15 protein-coding genes and 1 tRNA gene are annotated in these 15,809 nt (G+C 68.5%); 2 read left to right on the plus strand and 14 right to left on the minus strand.

What is annotated here, in order from left to right; translation table 11 throughout:
• Nucleotides 1-19: 19 nt before the first annotated feature.
• The 11 genes from hisIE to hisS form a co-directional block, all read right to left on the minus strand.
• Complete coding sequence (gene hisIE, locus ACE3OK_RS07270) at nucleotides 20-628, minus strand: bifunctional phosphoribosyl-AMP cyclohydrolase/phosphoribosyl-ATP diphosphatase HisIE (RefSeq protein ID WP_374248872.1); 609 nt, start codon at nucleotides 626-628, stop codon at nucleotides 20-22.
• Complete coding sequence (gene hisF, locus ACE3OK_RS07275; protein ID WP_374248873.1) at nucleotides 625-1,395, minus strand: imidazole glycerol phosphate synthase subunit HisF; 771 nt, start codon at nucleotides 1,393-1,395, stop codon at nucleotides 625-627. The genes hisIE and hisF overlap by 4 nt, the downstream gene beginning before the upstream one ends.
• Nucleotides 1,389-2,123: a 1-(5-phosphoribosyl)-5-[(5-phosphoribosylamino)methylideneamino]imidazole-4-carboxamide isomerase gene (gene hisA, locus ACE3OK_RS07280; RefSeq protein ID WP_374248874.1), complete on the minus strand. Its 735-nt coding sequence runs from the start codon at nucleotides 2,121-2,123 to the stop codon at nucleotides 1,389-1,391. Before hisA ends, hisF begins: the two co-directional genes overlap by 7 nt.
• Nucleotides 2,120-2,722 (minus strand): imidazole glycerol phosphate synthase subunit HisH, encoded by a 603-nt coding sequence (gene hisH / locus ACE3OK_RS07285; RefSeq protein ID WP_374248875.1) that lies wholly within the window; start codon nucleotides 2,720-2,722, stop codon nucleotides 2,120-2,122. Before hisH ends, hisA begins: the two co-directional genes overlap by 4 nt.
• Nucleotides 2,719-3,792, minus strand: a complete 1,074-nt coding sequence (gene hisB / locus ACE3OK_RS07290; protein ID WP_374249015.1) for a bifunctional histidinol-phosphatase/imidazoleglycerol-phosphate dehydratase HisB — start codon at nucleotides 3,790-3,792, stop codon at nucleotides 2,719-2,721. The genes hisH and hisB overlap by 4 nt, the downstream gene beginning before the upstream one ends.
• A gap of 2 nt (nucleotides 3,793-3,794) precedes the next feature.
• Nucleotides 3,795-4,886, minus strand: coding sequence for a histidinol-phosphate transaminase (gene hisC, locus ACE3OK_RS07295; RefSeq protein ID WP_374248876.1), 1,092 nt, complete (start codon nucleotides 4,884-4,886; stop codon nucleotides 3,795-3,797).
• Nucleotides 4,883-6,181, minus strand: coding sequence for a histidinol dehydrogenase (gene hisD, locus ACE3OK_RS07300; RefSeq protein WP_374248877.1), 1,299 nt, complete (start codon nucleotides 6,179-6,181; stop codon nucleotides 4,883-4,885). Before hisD ends, hisC begins: the two co-directional genes overlap by 4 nt.
• Nucleotides 6,178-7,092 (minus strand): ATP phosphoribosyltransferase, encoded by a 915-nt coding sequence (gene hisG / locus ACE3OK_RS07305; protein ID WP_374248878.1) that lies wholly within the window; start codon nucleotides 7,090-7,092, stop codon nucleotides 6,178-6,180. The genes hisD and hisG overlap by 4 nt, the downstream gene beginning before the upstream one ends.
• Nucleotides 7,093-7,101: 9 nt before the next feature.
• Nucleotides 7,102-7,425, minus strand: a complete 324-nt coding sequence (locus tag ACE3OK_RS07310; protein WP_374248879.1) for a YerC/YecD family TrpR-related protein — start codon at nucleotides 7,423-7,425, stop codon at nucleotides 7,102-7,104.
• Nucleotides 7,426-7,616: 191 nt separating this feature from the next.
• Complete coding sequence (hutH, locus tag ACE3OK_RS07315; protein ID WP_374248880.1) at nucleotides 7,617-9,512, minus strand: histidine ammonia-lyase; 1,896 nt, start codon at nucleotides 9,510-9,512, stop codon at nucleotides 7,617-7,619.
• Nucleotides 9,512-10,906 (minus strand): histidine--tRNA ligase, encoded by a 1,395-nt coding sequence (hisS, locus tag ACE3OK_RS07320; protein WP_374248881.1) that lies wholly within the window; start codon nucleotides 10,904-10,906, stop codon nucleotides 9,512-9,514. Before hisS ends, hutH begins: the two co-directional genes overlap by 1 nt.
• 144 nt (nucleotides 10,907-11,050) lie before the next feature.
• Here hisS and ACE3OK_RS07325 point away from each other — a divergent pair.
• Together ACE3OK_RS07325 and ACE3OK_RS07330 are read left to right on the plus strand one after the other, a co-directional pair.
• Nucleotides 11,051-11,127 (plus strand) — tRNA-Pro (locus ACE3OK_RS07325).
• Between the two features lie 462 nt (nucleotides 11,128-11,589).
• Nucleotides 11,590-13,233, plus strand: a complete 1,644-nt coding sequence (locus tag ACE3OK_RS07330) for a hybrid sensor histidine kinase/response regulator (RefSeq protein WP_374248882.1) — start codon at nucleotides 11,590-11,592, stop codon at nucleotides 13,231-13,233.
• Here ACE3OK_RS07330 and tssE read toward each other — a convergent pair.
• The 3 genes from tssE to tssC all read right to left on the minus strand — a co-directional run bounded on the left by tssE (nucleotide 13,218) and on the right by tssC (nucleotide 15,768).
• Nucleotides 13,218-13,658, minus strand: a complete 441-nt coding sequence (tssE, locus tag ACE3OK_RS07335; RefSeq protein ID WP_374248883.1) for a type VI secretion system baseplate subunit TssE — start codon at nucleotides 13,656-13,658, stop codon at nucleotides 13,218-13,220. The two genes, ACE3OK_RS07330 and tssE, sit on opposite strands and share 16 nt — an antisense overlap.
• 82 nt (nucleotides 13,659-13,740) lie before the next feature.
• Nucleotides 13,741-14,232, minus strand: coding sequence for an Hcp family type VI secretion system effector (locus ACE3OK_RS07340; protein WP_374248884.1), 492 nt, complete (start codon nucleotides 14,230-14,232; stop codon nucleotides 13,741-13,743).
• 51 nt (nucleotides 14,233-14,283) lie between these two features.
• Nucleotides 14,284-15,768: a type VI secretion system contractile sheath large subunit gene (gene tssC / locus ACE3OK_RS07345; RefSeq protein ID WP_374248885.1), complete on the minus strand. Its 1,485-nt coding sequence runs from the start codon at nucleotides 15,766-15,768 to the stop codon at nucleotides 14,284-14,286.
• Nucleotides 15,769-15,809: the final 41 nt, after the last annotated feature.

Raw genomic sequence — 15,809 nt, forward strand, 5'->3', positions numbered from 1 at the left:
TGGCCGCCTCGGGCCGGGGTCAGCCGCGCCGTGCCGCCAGCACGCGCCTGGCATCCTCCAGCGACAACCCGCGCGCGCGCAGCAGCACCGTGAGGTGGTACAGCAAGTCGGCGGCTTCGCCCAGCAACGCGGCTTCGTCCTGCGCCACCGCCGCCAGCGCGGTTTCCACGCCCTCCTCGCCCACCTTCTGGGCGATGCGGCGGACGCCGGACTCGAACAGCTTCGTGGTGTAGCTGCCCTGCGGGCGCTCGCGCTCGCGCTGACCGATCAGCGCATCGAGTTCGGCCAATCCGTCCGCAGGCGCGGCCGGAAAGCAGCTGGCGCGCTGCAGGTGGCAGGTCGGGCCGTGCGGATGCGCCTGCACCAGCAGGGTGTCGGCATCGCAGTCGGCCTCGATGGATACAAGTTCCAGCACATGGCCGGACGCCTCACCCTTGGTCCACAGCCGGCCCTTGCTGCGGCTGAAGAACGTGACCTTGCCGCTCGTCAGCGTGACGCCGAGCGCCTCCCGGTCCATGTAGCCCAGCATCAGCACGCGCAGCGTGGCGGCGTCCTGCACGATGGCCGGCAGCAGGCCAGCCTGCTTGTCCCATGCCAGTGCGTCGATGTCGAATGTCGTCGTGCTCATGGCCGCACCTCGATGCCCTGCCCATGCAGGAATTGCTTGAGTTCCGGAATTGCAATCGCACCGGAGTGGAACACGCTGGCCGCCAGCGCGGCGTCCACATCCGCCTCGACGAAGGCCTCGGCGAAGTGCGACATCGCGCCGGCGCCGCCCGATGCCACCAGCGGCGCCTGGCACACGGCGCGTGCTGCCCGCAGTTGCTCGATGTCATAACCGGCGCGCACGCCGTCGCTGCCCATGCAGTTCAGGACGACCTCGCCCGCGCCCAGCCGCTGCGCTTCGATGATCCAGTCCAGCGTCAGGCGGCCGGGGGCGCGCATCGCATCCGGGCTGCCGGTGTGGCTGCGCACCCGCCATTGCCCGTCGTCCTCGCACACCGAATCGATGCCCACCACCACGCACTGCACGCCGAACGCCTCGGCCAGCTCGGTGATCAGCGCAGGCCGCTCCAGCGCCGGCGTGTTGATGGAAATCTTGTCGGCGCCTGCGCGCAGCACCGCGCGCGCATCCTCGACGCTGCGGATCCCGCCGGCCACGCAGAACGGGATATCGATGAGGCGGGCCACCCGCTCCACCCAGTCGCGCGCCACGCTGCGCCCTTCGGGGCTGGCGGCGATGTCGTAGAACACCAGTTCGTCGGCGCCGGCATCGCGGTAGCGCAGCGCCAGATCGACGATGTCGCCCATGTCGACATGGTCGCGGAAGCGCACGCCCTTGACCACGCGGCCATCGCGCACGTCCAGGCACGGGATGATGCGGCGGCTCAGCATGCCAGCGCCCCGCGCAGGTCGACTCGGCCTTCCAGCAGGGCCTTGCCCAGCACCGCGCCGGCGCAACCGGCCGCGCGCGCGGCGCCGACATCGGCCACGTCGCGGATACCACCACTGGCCTGCACGCGCAGGTCCGGGTGGCGTTCGCACAGGCGCCGATACAGCTCGATGTTCGGCCCGGCCAGCATGCCGTCACGGGCGATGTCGGTGCACAACAGATGGACCAACCCGGCATCGGCATGACGCGCCAGCACCTCGTCGAGCGTCTCCTCCGCGACCTGCGTCCAGCCGTGCACCGGCAGGCGCCACGCCCCCGCCTCGTCCTGCCTGGCGTCCAGCGCGACGGTGATGCGGTCGCCACCGAAATCCGCCAGCCATTCCGCCACGGTGCCGGGCGCGCGCACCGCCAGCGAGCCGATCACCACCCGCGCGGCGCCGGCATCGAGCAGGATCGCCACGTCTTCACGCGAGCGCACGCCGCCTCCGGTCTGCACCCGCAAGCCGGTGCGAGCAACGATGTCGCGCAGCAGCGGCAGCAGGGTGTAACCGCCCGCCTTGGCCGCGTCCAGATCGACCAGGTGCAGCCACTTGGCACCGGCTTGCGCGTAGCGCACGGCGAATGCCAGCGGGTCGTCGCCGTAGCGCGTTTCGTCGGCGTAATCGCCCTGGCGCAGCCGCACCACGCGGCCGTCGCGCACGTCGATGGCGGGATAGACGGTGAAGCTCATGTCGGGTTCCATTGCAGGAAATTGGCCAGCAACCGCGCGCCGGTGGCGGAAGAGCGCTCGGGGTGGAACTGCGCGCCGGCCACGCGTCCACGCGCAACCACCGCCGCGAAACGTTCGCCGTGGCGGCAAGCGGCGATGCAATCCGCGGTGACGGGCGCGGCATAGCCGTGGACGAAATAGGCGCGCGCTTCGCTGCCGATGCCGGCGAGAAGCGGCGATGCGGCGACCTGCTCGAGTGTGTTCCAGCCCATGTGCGGCACCCGCAGGCCCGGCCCGCCGGCGAGTTTCCGCACCCGCCCGGGCAACAGGCCAAGGCAGTCCACGCCGCCTTCCTCGGAGGATTCGAACAGCAGCTGCATGCCCAGGCAGATGCCCAGCAGGGGCACCTGCAACGCCGGCAGCACCTCGGCGAAACCGCGCTCGCGCAGCAGCGCCATCGCCGGCCCGGCCGCACCCACGCCGGGCAGCAGTACCCGCGGCGCGTCCGCCAGGCCAGCGGCATCGCGCACGACGCGCGGGCGCGCGCCGAGCCGTTCCAGCGCGTAGCAGACCGAGCCGAAATTGGCCCCGCCGGCGTCGATCACCGCGGTGTCCATCACAGCAGGCCCTTGGTCGAAGGCAGCTCGGCGCCTTCACGCCGGATGGCTTGTCGCAGTGCCCGCGCCAGCGCCTTGAAGCAGGCTTCGATCTGGTGGTGGTCATTCTCGCCCTGCACGCTCAGATGCAGGTTCAAGCCTGCGGCATCGCAGAGTGAGCGGAAGAAATGCGGCACCAGTTCAGTGGGCAGGTCGCCCACGCGCTCGCGGCGCAGCGCACCCTCGAACACGAAGTATGGCCGCCCGGAAAAATCCAGCGCGGCGCTGGCCAGGCATTCGTCCATCGGCAGGGTGAAGCCGTAGCGGCCGATCCCGCGCTTGTCGCCCAGCGCTTCGCGCAGCGCCTGCCCCAGCGTCAGCGCGGTGTCCTCGACCGTGTGATGCTCGTCGATATGCAGGTCGCCTTCGCAACGGATGCGCAGGTCGAAGCCGCCGTGCTTGCCGATCTGTTCCAGCATGTGGTCGAAGAACGCCAGCCCGGTGGCGACCTGTGGCTCGGCCACACGGTCCAGATCCACTTCGACGCGGACCTTGGTCTCCTTGGTGTTGCGCACGACCGTCGCCTGGCGCGGCGCATCGGCAAGCGCATGCGCAATCCCGGCCCAGTCCCAGTCGCCACCGAACTGCGCGGTGGCAAGCTGGAAGCCGCGGATCTTCAGGTTGTCGGCGAACTGGAGGTCCGTCTGGCGGTCGCCGACCATCGCGCTGCGCGCCCAGTCGATGCTCCGGTCCTGCAGCAGGGCCGTCATCATGCCCAGGCCGGGCTTTCGGTTCGGGCTGTTGTCGGCGGGCAGGCTGCAGTCGATCAGTTCGTCGCGGAACACGATCCCCTGGCTTTCGAACACCTGGAGCATCAGCGCGTGCGGGCCGTCGAATGCGGCGCGCGGATACGCCTCGCTGCCCAGCCCGTCCTGGTTGCTGACGATCACGAACTGGTAGCCGGCATCGCGCAGCTTCAACAGCGCGGGGATCACGCCCTGAACGAAGCGCAGCTTCTCGAACGCATCGATCTGGAAGTCGGCGGGCTCCTCGATGAGCGTGCCGTCGCGGTCCACGAACAGGATCGGCTGCAGGCTCATGCCGCCACCTCCATGCGTGCCGCTTCCAGCGCGGCGAGCACGCGTCGGCATTCCTCCATGCTGCCGACGGTGATGCGTAGTGCATCGCCCAGCTGCGCCATCGCACGCATGTCGCGCACCACCACGCCGGCCGACAGCAGCGCGGCGAACGCGGCGTCCGCGTCGGCGAACCGCACCAGCAGGAAATTGCCGGCCGAAGGATAGACCCGCCGCACCTGCGGCAGCATGCGCAGACCATCGGCCAGCCGGGCGCGCGCCTCGCACACCGCCGCCATGCGGCTGCGGGTCAGCGCCAGTGCCGACGGTGCCAGCGCCGCCAGCGCCGCATCGACGACGGGCTGCGGCAGCGGATACGGCGCCTGCACGCGGCGCAGCGCCGCGATCAGTTGCGGGTTGCCGAGCACGCAGCCCACCCGCGCAGCGGCCAGCGCATGCGCCTTCGACAGCGTGCGCAGCACGGCGATGTTGTCGTGCTGCTCCAGCAGGCGGGTCGCAGAGGGTGCATCGGCATACTCGATGTAGGCCTCGTCCACGATCACCAGGCAATGTCCGCGCAGGCGCTGCGCAAGCGCCGCGATGGCGTCCAGTTCCAGCAGTTCGCCGGACGGATTGCCCGGCGAGCACAGGAACAGCAGCGAGGCGGCGCTGGCCAGCGCGGCATCGCCCATCGCCGGCAGGTCCGCGCACAGACCGGCCCCGGTCTCGCGCAGCGGCACCTCGACGATCTTCGCCCCGTGCAGACGCGCGCACACCGCATACATCCCGAACACCGGCGGCGCAATGACAATTGCGCCACGGCCCGGCATGCAGAAGGCACGCAGCAGCAGATCGATGCCCTCGTCGCTGCCGCGCCCGACCAGCAGTTGCGCCGGCGCCACGTCGTACAGTGCCGCCAGCCGCGCGCACAGCGCTTCCGGCTGTGGTTGCGGATAACGACGCAGGCGGCCGTCGGCATCGCTGCCGTTGGCCCACGCGGACTCGTTGGCGTTCAGCCAGACCGAGCCGGCCAGCGCTTCGCTGCGCGCCGACTTGTAGCCAGCGAAATCCCGCAGGTCCTCGCGCAGCAGCGCATTCACGGTCGCGCTCATGCGGCCTGCTCCAGTCGCAACTCCACCGCCCGCGCATGCGCCTGCAGGCCTTCCGCGTGCGCCAGCGTGGCGGCGCAGGGTCCCGCACTGGCGATCCCGGCGCGGCTGGCTTCCTGCACGGTGATGGCTTTCTGGAAACTGGCGACGGACAGCCCGCTCCACGCCCGCGCGGCGCCACCGGTGGGCAGCACGTGGTTGCTGCCGCTGCAATAGTCGCCCAGGGCTTCCGGCGTCCAGTCGCCGAGGAAGATGCTGCCGGCGTTGTGCACGTGCGGCAGCCATTCGCGCGGCTGGCGCAGCGCAAGGATCAGGTGTTCCGGCGCGTAGGCATCGCTGATGGCGATGGCCTGCGCGATGTCGCGCACCAGCACCAGCCTGGACGCCTCCAGCGCGCGGCGGGCGATGTCCGCCCGCGGCAGCGCGGCCAGCTGGGCATCGACCTCCGTCGCTACCGCGTCCAGCAGCGCAGGGCTGTCGGTCAGCAGCAGCACCTGCGAATCGGGCCCGTGTTCGGCCTGCGACAGCAGGTCGGCGGCGACGAACGCGGCGTTGGCGCCGGCATCGGCGATCACCAGCACTTCCGACGGGCCGGCCGGCATGTCGATGGCGAGGCAGCCCGGCCGCTGCGCGGCCTGCCGCTTGGCTTCGTCCACCCACGCGTTGCCCGGGCCGAACAGCTTGTCGCAGCGCGGCACGCTGGCGCTGCCCAGCGCCATCGCGGCGATCGCCTGGGCGCCGCCGAGCTTGAACACGCGCACGCCCGGCGCCTGCCGCGCCGCCAGCAGCACGGCGGGATCGGCGCTGCCATCCGCGCGTGGCGGCGTGCACAGGATGACCTCGCTACAGCCAGCCAGCCGCGCCGGGATGCACAGCATCAGCGCGGTCGACGGCAGCGGCGCGCTGCCCGCCGGCACGTACAGGCCGACCCGGCGGATCGGGCGCTGCACGCGCTGGCACAGCAGGCCCGGCGCGGTTTCCACTTCGTAAGCTTGCGCAATGCCGGCACGGTGGAAGGCTTCGATGCGCGCAGCCGCCTCCAGGATCGCCGCCTGCACCTCAGGCGTCACCTGCGCGGCGGCGGCATCGCACTCCGCGGCACCGACTTCGAAATCCTCCAGCCGGACGCCGTCGAACTGCGTGGTGAAGTCGCGCAACGCATCGTCGCCGCGGGTGGCCACCGCCTCGAAGATCGCGCGCACGCCTTCGCGCAGCGTTTCCGACACCGCCTGCGTCGGTCGTTGCAGTACCGCGGCGCGTTCGCCTGCGTCCAGCGCATTCCAGTCGATCCGCTTCATGCCAGCATCCGCTCCACCGGCAGCACCATCAGCCCGCGTGCGCCGGCGCGCTTGAGGTCTTCCAGCCGTTGCCAGGTCATCGCGCCGTGGCAGAGCGCCTGCAACGCCAGGGTTTCGCTGCCATCCACCGCGCACATCGTCGGCGGCTCGGCGTCCGGCAGCAGCTGCAGCACCTGCGGCAGCGCCTCGCGCGGGGTCTGGAACAGCAGCAGCTTGCTGTCGCGGATGCGCAGCACGCCGTCCATGCGGCGCAGCAGCAGGTCCGCCAGCTCGGCGCGGACATCGCCGAACGGCGCCACCGGGCCAGCCAGCACCGCCTCGCTGCGCAGGATGTCGAGCACCGGCTTGAGCTGGTTGGCGGCCAGCGTGGCGCCGCTGGAGACCAGGTCGCAGATCAGGTCGGCCTGGCCCAGGCGCGGCGCGATTTCCACCGAGCCGTTGAGCACCACGGTCTCGGCCTCCACGCCCTGGGTGCGCAGCCACGCGCGCAGCTGGTTGGGATAGGTGGTGGCGATGCGCTTGCCGGCAAGTTGCGCCGGCCCCTGCCAGTCCCAGCCTTCCGGCACGGCGATCGACAGGCGGCAGCCGCCGAAGCCCAGCGCGCGCCATTCGCGGAACACCGCCGGTTTGCCGGCCTCGGCGCGCTCGCCGGCCTGCTCCAGCAGCACGTTGCGGCCGACGACGCCCAGGTCGCAGACGCCGTCGGCGATCAGGCCGGGAATGTCATCGTCGCGCACCAGCAACAGGTCCACCGGCAGGGACTCGCCGTAGCAGAACAGCTTGTCGCGGCTTTCTCGCCAGCTCAAACCCGCGGATGCGAGCAATGCGCGCGCCGGCTCGCTGAGGCGGCCGTTTTTCTGGATGGCGATGCGCAGGCGATCACGCCCGGCGGTTGTCGTTGCAGTGGTCATCGTGGGAACTCAGGAAGAAGTGTTGGCCAGGCCCAGCCGGCTCGCGGCGACCCGATAGCCGCCGGCACCGCGCTCGAGGCAGCGCGCCACCCGGCCGATGGTGGTCACGCTGACCTTGGTGCGCTCGTGGATTTCGCGGTAAGGCACGCCCTGCAGCAGCTGCGGCACCACCCGCCAGCGGTCGCCCATCGCCTCCAGCTCCGCCGGCGTGCACAGGTCATCGAGAAAGGCGCGCACCTCTTCGGCGCCATCGAGCTTCGACAACACATGGGCAAGTGCGTCGATCGCGACGGCGGCGTCGTATTTCGGCAGGGGTTCGGGGCGTTGTTTCATCGGGGCCTCGGGGGTGCGTTCGGGCTGTATACGCAGCACGTAGCACATCAATGTATTAGCGTGCTAATACATTAATTTGATAATCTGACAATGTCAACGGGCGCACCGGTCCAGGACAGCAGCCCAGCCGGCACGCAACAAAAAATGGGCACCCGAAGGTGCCCATGTCACGCACATATGAGCGCGCAATCTCAGCCCGCGCGCACCGCCGCGAGGATGCTCCCGTCCGCCACCATCGCCACGGCGGCGGCCACTTCGCCATCCAGCGCGCGGTCGCGGTCCAGATAGGGAATGCGGGCGCGGATGGCGGCGTGGGCAGTGGCGACCGCCCTGCCCGGCTGGAATTCGCCGGAACGGGCGAGCTGCTCGCGCAGGGCATCGACTTCATCGAGGAAGCCGGCGCGCTCGGCGGCGTCCGGCAGCGGGCCGCCGCCGACCTTGGCGGCAAAGCCGGCGGCGTCGCTGCGACGGGCCAGCTCGCGGGCGGCATTGATCATGTCGCGGCGCAGGTCCAGCGCCTGCGCGGCGGTGAACAGCTCCAGCCCCAGCACCTTGCCCAGGTCCTGCGCCATCGCCAGCACGTGGCGCGCCTCGTTGGCGCCCATCGAGACATGGTCTTCGGCATTCGCCGAGGTCGGGATGGAATACACCGAGGCCGGCATCGCGCGGCTGGCAAGGTCGTTGACGATGGCCGCCGCGGTGTACTGCACGATCATGTGGCCGGATTCGGTGCCGTCCTCGTTGCCGATCAGGAACGGCGGCAAACCATCGTTGGTGGCAGGATCGACCAGCTTGTTGAGGCGGCGCTCGCTGATCGAGGCCAGCACCGGGATCGCCGCCTTCAGGTAGCTCATCGCCAGCGCCAGCGGCATGCCGTGGAAGTGGCCGGCGGAGATCACCTGCTCTTCCACGTGCGCCGCGCCGGTCTTGTCCGGGAACACCAGCGGATTGTCGGTCACCGCGTTCAATTCCACGTCCAGCACCCGCTGCGCCTGCGCCAGCGCATCGCGCACCGCGCCGTGCACCTGCGGAATGCAGCGCAGCGAATAGCTGTCCTGCGGCTGGTGCTTCTTGCCGCCGCGGAACGGCAGGAAGCGCTGGTAGAACTTCTCGCGGCCATGGCGCTGGGCGAAGCCCACCCAGTCCCAGCCGATGTCGAAGCCCAGCGCCTGCAGCGACGGGCTGTCCCAGCTTCCCGGCAGCCATTGGCGGAACTTCGGCACCAGGTGGTAGGCGATGTCGGACAGGGTGGAACCGTCCAGCAGGCGCCGCAGGTTGGCGGCGGTCTGCACCTGCCCCGGATGCGGGCGCAGCGCGTGCACTTCCGGCGCGAACGCACCAAGGCGGCCGGCGAAGGCATCGATCGTCATCGCCGCGGCAAGGTCGGCGGTGTCCAGCAGGTCTTCCACCAGCTGCACCGCCAGCACGCCGGTGGCCAGCATCTGTGCGGTGCCGTTATTCAGTGCCAGACCTTCCTTGTACGACAGCTCGACCGGCTGCAGGCCTTTGCGCGCCAGCGCGTCGGCACCCGGCATGCGCTGGCCGTCGACGAAGGCTTCGCCGCCGCCCAGCAGCACGATGGCCAGATGCGACAGCGGGGCCAGGTCACCCGATGCGCCCACCGAACCCAGCTGCGGCACCACCGGCACGATGCCGGCATTGAGCATGGCCGCCAGCGCCTGCAGCGTCTGCACGCGGATGCCCGAATAGCCGCGCAGCAGGGTATTGATGCGGATGCACAGCATCGCCCGCACCACTTCCGGCGCAAACGGTTCGCCCACGCAGACCGCGTGGGTGACGATCAGGTTGCGCTGCAGTTCGATATGCGGCGGCTGCCCGGACCGGGACGCACCCGGCAGCTCATCGCGCAGGCGGTGGCTGCCCAGCAGCTTGTCGGCATTGCTGCCGAAGCCGGTGGAAATGCCGTAGATCGGCTCCTGCTTCGCCACCTGCTCCAGCAGGAACTCGGCGGCGTGCGCCACACGCTCCAGCGCCTGCGCATCCAGCGCCACTTGCGCGCCGCGCGCCACCTGCACCAGCTGGGCACGGGTCAGCGACACCCCGTCCAGTTTGACGACATCCTTCATCATGCCTTCCCCGCCGCGCTGCGCAGCTGCTCGCGTTCCACCAGCAGGGCCGCGGCCAGCTCGGCCTCGGCCACCTCGAACTGTTCGCCGCGACGCAGGTCCTTGACCGTGACCACGCCGCGCGCGGCCTCGTCCTCGCCGCGCATCACCACGAAGCGGATCCCGGCCTTGTCGGCATACTGGAACTGCTTGGCCAGCTTGCGCGGCTCCAGCTGGGTCTCCACGTTGAGGCCAGCCGCGCGCAGCCGCTGCGAGAGCGCCAGCGCATGCGCAAGCCCGGCATCGTCCAGCAGCGCCAGCAGCACGTCCACCGAGCTGTCGGCGGTGCCGACCAGCCCGGCGTCCTGCAACTGGTAGAACAACCGGGTCAGGCCGATGGAGATGCCGACGCCCGGCAACTTCGACTTGGTGTAATGGCCGGCGAGGTTGTCGTAGCGGCCGCCGGAGCAGATCGAACCGATCTGCGGATAGGCGTCGAGGGTGGTCTCGTAGACGATGCCGGTGTAGTAATCCAGCCCGCGCGCGATCGACAGGTTCAGCGCGTAGCGCGACTCCGCCACGCCCAGCGCCTTGAGCTGGTCGAGGATGGTGCGCAGCTCCTCGCGGCCTTCGTCGAACAGCGGCGTGCCCGCGCCGAGCGCGTCCAGCTTGGCCAGCGCGTCGGCGTGGCCGTGCGAGCGCACCTGCGAGAACGCCATCAACTTGTCGATGACCTCCGCGCCGAGCCCGAAGCCCTCGCCCGCCAGCGTTTCGCGCACGGCGTCCGCGCCGCGCTTGTCCAGCTTGTCCAGCTCGCGCAGCACCAGCAGCTGCGCCTCGCCTTCGATGCCCAAGCCCTCGAAGTAGCCGCGCAGCAGCTTGCGGTGATTGAACTGGATGGTGAACTCGCCGATCGCCAGCCGCTCGAACACCGCGGCGATCACCGCCGGGATCTCGGCGTCGAAGCGCGGCGACAGGCTGTCCTTGCCGATCACGTCGATGTCGCACTGGTAGAACTCGCGGAAGCGCCCGCGCTGGGCGCGCTCGCCGCGGTACACCCGCTGCATCTGGTAGCGCCGGAACGGGAACGCGAGGTCGTGCTCATGTTCCGCCACGTAGCGCGCCAGCGGCACGGTCAGGTCGAAGCGCAGCGCCAGTTCCGGCAGGCCGTCCGCCCCGCCCTTGTCGAGCGACTTCTCCAGCGCACCGGTGGACTGCACGAAGTACACCTGCCGCTCGGTTTCGCCGCCCGACTTGGTCAGCAGCACCTCGGACAGCTCCATCACCGGCGTTTCCACCGGCAGGAAGCCGAAGCGCTCGAAGGTCTGGCGGATGGTGTCCAGCATCCGCTGGAACGCGATCTGGTCGCGCGGCAGCAGCTCCATGACCCCGGCGGGGGTGCGTGGCTTGATCACGGTGGGGGCTCCGATGAAGCGGAAAAGACGCAAGTTTAACGGGCAGAGGCCCGCTTTCCGTGTCCGGCCCTGCTCCGCGAAAAATTCCAGGCCGGGGGACTTGCCGTAAACGGCCAATGCCCCTAGAATGCGCGGCTCAGCTGTCGGGGTGTAGCTCAGTCTGGTAGAGCGCTACGTTCGGGACGTAGAGGTCGCAGGTTCGAATCCTGTCTCCCCGACCAATAAATTCAAGGCTTTACGACGAAACCGCCGAAAGGCGGTTTTTTCGTAACTGCAGGGTAACTGCTGCCGCGCCAAACGCGAGAAGACCGACACGCTGAGGCGGCAAAGCCACCAATAGTCCACGGCCGCTAGCACGCTACGGGCTCACCGCCACCAAAACGAAAAAACGGAAATAACGGGGTCGGGTTGGAGTGGCCCCGGTTCTTGAAAACCCGGGTCAGAGTCGAATTTCCAAATCACCCGAAGATGCCGGAACAATCCTTCCACATGCCCTGCCCCTCGCCGTTGACACACTCGCGTTCCCCGCGCGTTCCCCGCGCGTTCCCCGCGCCTTCGCCGGCGCGGGGCGCGGGTGACCTGCAAACAGACGTGGCTGGGTGCGACGGTTGCAGCGGTGGCGTTGTGACCCGAAGCGGCATGGACTTGCGTTTAATCAGGTCAACCGCCACGCGGACGCACCCGTGCACCCCACCACGCCACCACACCATTCGCCCGCCGTTCCCGACTCGCTGCTGCGGCAGTGGGCGTTGCGCGTGGTGTTGCCATTGCTGCTGGCCGTCTGCGCCGCCTTCGCGCTGCTGCTGTGGGCGGCGCACGCGCAATCCTTCCTGTCGATGGGTGAAACCGGCATCCTCTGGCTGGGCGGTTTGCTGCTGTTGGCGGCGCTGGCCTTGGTGGTGGCCATCAGCTGGAACATCGCCCTGCGGGTGGTGCGCCCGCTGGACGAACTGATCGGTGCCATCGAGCGTGTGGGGCGTGGCGAGCAGGTCAGTCTTTCGATTGCCCGCCAGGGTGGTGCCATCAGTCGCTTGCAGCACGGGGTCAACCAGGCTTCGCGCATGCTGGCGAGTACCCATAACCGCATGCAAAGCGAATTGGGCCGCACCACCATCGAACTGGTGGACAAGAATGCCAAGCTTGAAGCCGCCAGCCAGGCGCGCGCCCGGTTGCTGGCGGCCGCCAGCCACGACCTGCGGCAGCCGCTGTACGCACTGACCTTGTTTTCCTCCACCCTGCGTGCCGGTGAAACCGACCCGGACAGGCTTGCCAGGGTGATGCACATCGAAGAGTGCGTGGCGTCGCTGGACCAGTTGTTCTCCGAATTGCTGGATCTGTCCCGGCTCGAAGCCGGCTCGATGCTGGCCGAAGTCACCAATGTCCGCCTGGATGGCGTCTTCGACGAAGTCAGCCGCAACTTCCGCATGTTGTCGGAATCCCGCGGCCTGCGGCTGGTGGTGCGCAAGACCGATGCCTGGGTGCGTTGCGACCGCACCATGCTGGCCCGCATCCTCAACAATCTGGTCAGCAATGCCTTGCGTTATACCGATGAGGGCGGCGTGCTGGTGGGCGTGCGCCACCAGTATTCCGGGCAGGTACGCATCGATGTCTGGGACACCGGCTGCGGCATCCCGCCCGAGCACCAGCAGCGGGTGTTCGAGGAGTTCTACCAGGTCAAGCAGCCAGCGCATCGCGGTGGCGAGCGCGGCCGTGGCCTGGGCCTGGGGCTGGCCACGGTGCGCCGGCTGGCCGAGCTGACCGGTTGCGCGATCACGCTTGCCTCCCGCCCCGGGAAAGGCACCTGCATCTCGGTGACGCTGGCGGCCTGCCAGGCCCACCTGCCCAGCAACGACGACGACATCGACAATCCCATCGACATCAGCGGCCTGCGGGTGCTGGCCATCGACGACGAGCCCAGCATCCTCGAGGGCCTGCGCACGCTCCTGCAGGAATGGGGATGCGACATCCGCACTGCATCGGACGAGGCAAGCGCGCTGGAACGCCTGGAAGGCTGGTTCACCCCTCCGGACCTGATCATCAGCGACCTGCACCTGGGGGACAACCTGTTCGGCCCGGACGTATTGGCGGCGGTGGCCCGGTACTACCGTGAAGACCCGGCCTCCCCGCCGTTCGCGCGGCTACTGGTCACCGGGGAAACCCGGCCCGAGCGCATCGGCGAAATCACCACCCTGCATATCCCGGTGTTGTTCAAGCCGGTGCCGCCGCAGCGCCTGCGCGAAGCCATGCTGGCAGCGGTGCTGGCGGCACGGGCGCGGCAACACTACCCGGACGCCGCCGACATGGTGATCGATCAACGCACCATGTAGGTCTGGGTATTGAGCTGGAGAACGGCATCGAACTGCACTTTCTCGTTGTCGTCGCCCAATTCCATCAGCGCATCGACCCGGAAACGCAGGGCACGGTCCAGCTCGCGCTGCGGATCCAGCGTGACCCGCACGCGGCTCAAGCGCCCCTCGTGCAAGCCGATGGCCTGTTCCAGCGAACGCCGGATGCGGTCGCGGTCGTGCGGGCTGAGCAGGCTGTAGGAGGAGAAATCGAGGATGCCGTAGGTCAGCGACGATGCCCGGCATTCCTTGAAGACATCCGGGATGACCCGCGCGCCTTCCGAACGCGTGTTGAGCAAGGTTTCAAGGTCGCGGGACACGCTGTTGCGCATGTCGGTGACCGACACCCGACGCCCGGCGTCCTCCGGCAATGGCGCATCCACCAACCGGTCCATCAGCCCACGCATGCCACCTCCTCGTCAGTGACTCGCCTGCAAACGGCAACGGCCCGCCGCGATCTGCGACGGGCCGCCTTGCGCCACGCAACGATCAGGTGGCCTTGTTCAGGGCGCGGTCGTACTGGGCCACGATGGCACCTTCCAGGCTGCCGTCGGCCTTCTGCGGCATGTATTCGTACTTGATCTTGGTGTAGTTCAGGCTGAAGTTGTCGACCGGGATGGAGGAGCTCCCGGCATTGCCGCCGGTGGTGAACGAGCTGACCATCACGTCTTCAATCGTGACCCGGAAGTACTCCACCTGGCCGCCCTTGCCGCCGGCCTTGCGCGCCGTGAGCACCGCCTTCTTGATGTGGTCGCCGGTGGCGGCCGCCTTGACCAGCAACGGGCTGGCCTTGTCGGTCTGCTTGGTGAAGTGCAGGTCCTGGAAATTGGCCTTGCCGGTGCCGCCGCCGCCGCCGCGACCCATGTTGCCTTCATTGCTGACGCCCCAGCTGAAGGAGTCGATTTCGATCTTGTCCTTGTGCTTTTCGTCCAGCGATTCGCCCTTGATGCCGTCGAGCTCGAGCAGGTAATCGGATGCCATGGTGGTATCTCCTCAGAGGTTGGATGGGTATGACGGAATGCGGAATGGGGATCAGCGGGCCGACTTGGGCAGTTCCGCGACCAGGCGCAGGGACACGCTCAATTCGTCCAGCTGGTAGTGCGGGCGCAGGAACGCCACCGACTTGTAGGCACCGGGCTTGCCCGGGATCTCGGCCACTTCGATACGGGCCTCGCGCAGCGGGTATTGGGCCTTGGCTTCCTGCGAGGCGTTGTCGTCCAGCAGCACGTACTGCGAGATCCAGTTGTTGAGGAACAGCTCGACGCTGGACTTGGAGGCGAAGCTGCCGATCTTGTCGCGCATCATCGACTTCAGGTAGTGGGCGATGCGGCTGACCGCGAAGATGTACTGCAGCTGCGAGGACAGGCGCGCGTTGGCGTTGGCGGCGTCGGTGTTGTACTCCTTGGCCTTCTGCGCCGACTGGGTGGAGAAGAACGCCGCGTAGTCGGTGCCTTTGCAATGCACCAGCGGGATCAGCCCGAGGTCGGCCAGCTCCTTCTCGCGGCGGTCGGTGATGGCGATCTCGGTGGGGCACTTCAGCGCCACTTCGCCATCGTCGGTGGCGAAGGTATGGGTGGGCAGGCCTTCGACCAGGCCACCACCCTCGACGCCGCGGATCGCCGCGCACCAGCCGTACTTGGCGAAGGCATCGGTCACCTTGGTGCCCAGCGCGTAGGCGGCGTTCATCCACAGGTACTTGTTGTGGTCGGTGCCATCGGTGCGCTCGACGAAGTTGAACGCTTCCACCGGTGCGGTGTCGGGGCCGTACGGCAGGCGGCCCAGCACGTGCGGCATCGCCAGGCCCACGTAACGGGAGTCCTCGGAGGCGCGGAAGCTCTTCCACTTGGCGTATTCGACGGTGTCGAAGATCTTGGCCAGGTCGCGCGGGCCTGACAGCTCGGTGAAGTCATCGAAGCCCAGCAGCTCCGGCGAGGCGGCGCTGAGGAACGGCGCGTGCGCGGCAGCACAGACGTGCGAGATTTCCTCCATCAGGTACATGTCTTCCGGATGGCGGCCGAACTCGAAATCGCCGATGAGGGTGGCGAACGGCGCACCGCCGAAGGTGCCGTATTCCTCTTCGTAGAGCTTCTTGAACAGGTTGCTCTGGTCGAAATCCGAAGCGTTCTTGAAATCCTTGACCAGTTCCTTCTTGGTCGTGTTGAAGACCTTGATCTTCAGGGTGGTGCTGGTTTCGGAGTTGTCGACCAGATACTTCAGGCCGCGCCAGCTGCCTTCCAACTGCTGGAACTCCGGCGCGTGCATCACCGCCGACAACTGGTCGGACAGCACCCGGTCGATTTCCGCGATGCGCGCATCCAGCGCGCCGATGGCGTCCTGGGAAACGGTCATCGCGCCATCGCTGACCTGCGCCACCAGCTCGGCGATCAGGTCGCGGGCGCGGGTGCGTTCGCTGTCGGAACGGGCAATCCTGCTTTGGCTCAGGATCTGGTCGAGCAGGCCGCCCTCGACGGCTTCGGCGGATGCGGCAGATGCCGCCTGGGTTTCAGTATTGGCCATGGTGATATTCGCTCGCTGGAGTTGGTGTGCGTCGGTTCGGC

Source organism: Thermomonas sp., from assembly GCF_041905325.1.
Lineage (GTDB): Bacteria > Pseudomonadota > Gammaproteobacteria > Xanthomonadales > Xanthomonadaceae > Thermomonas.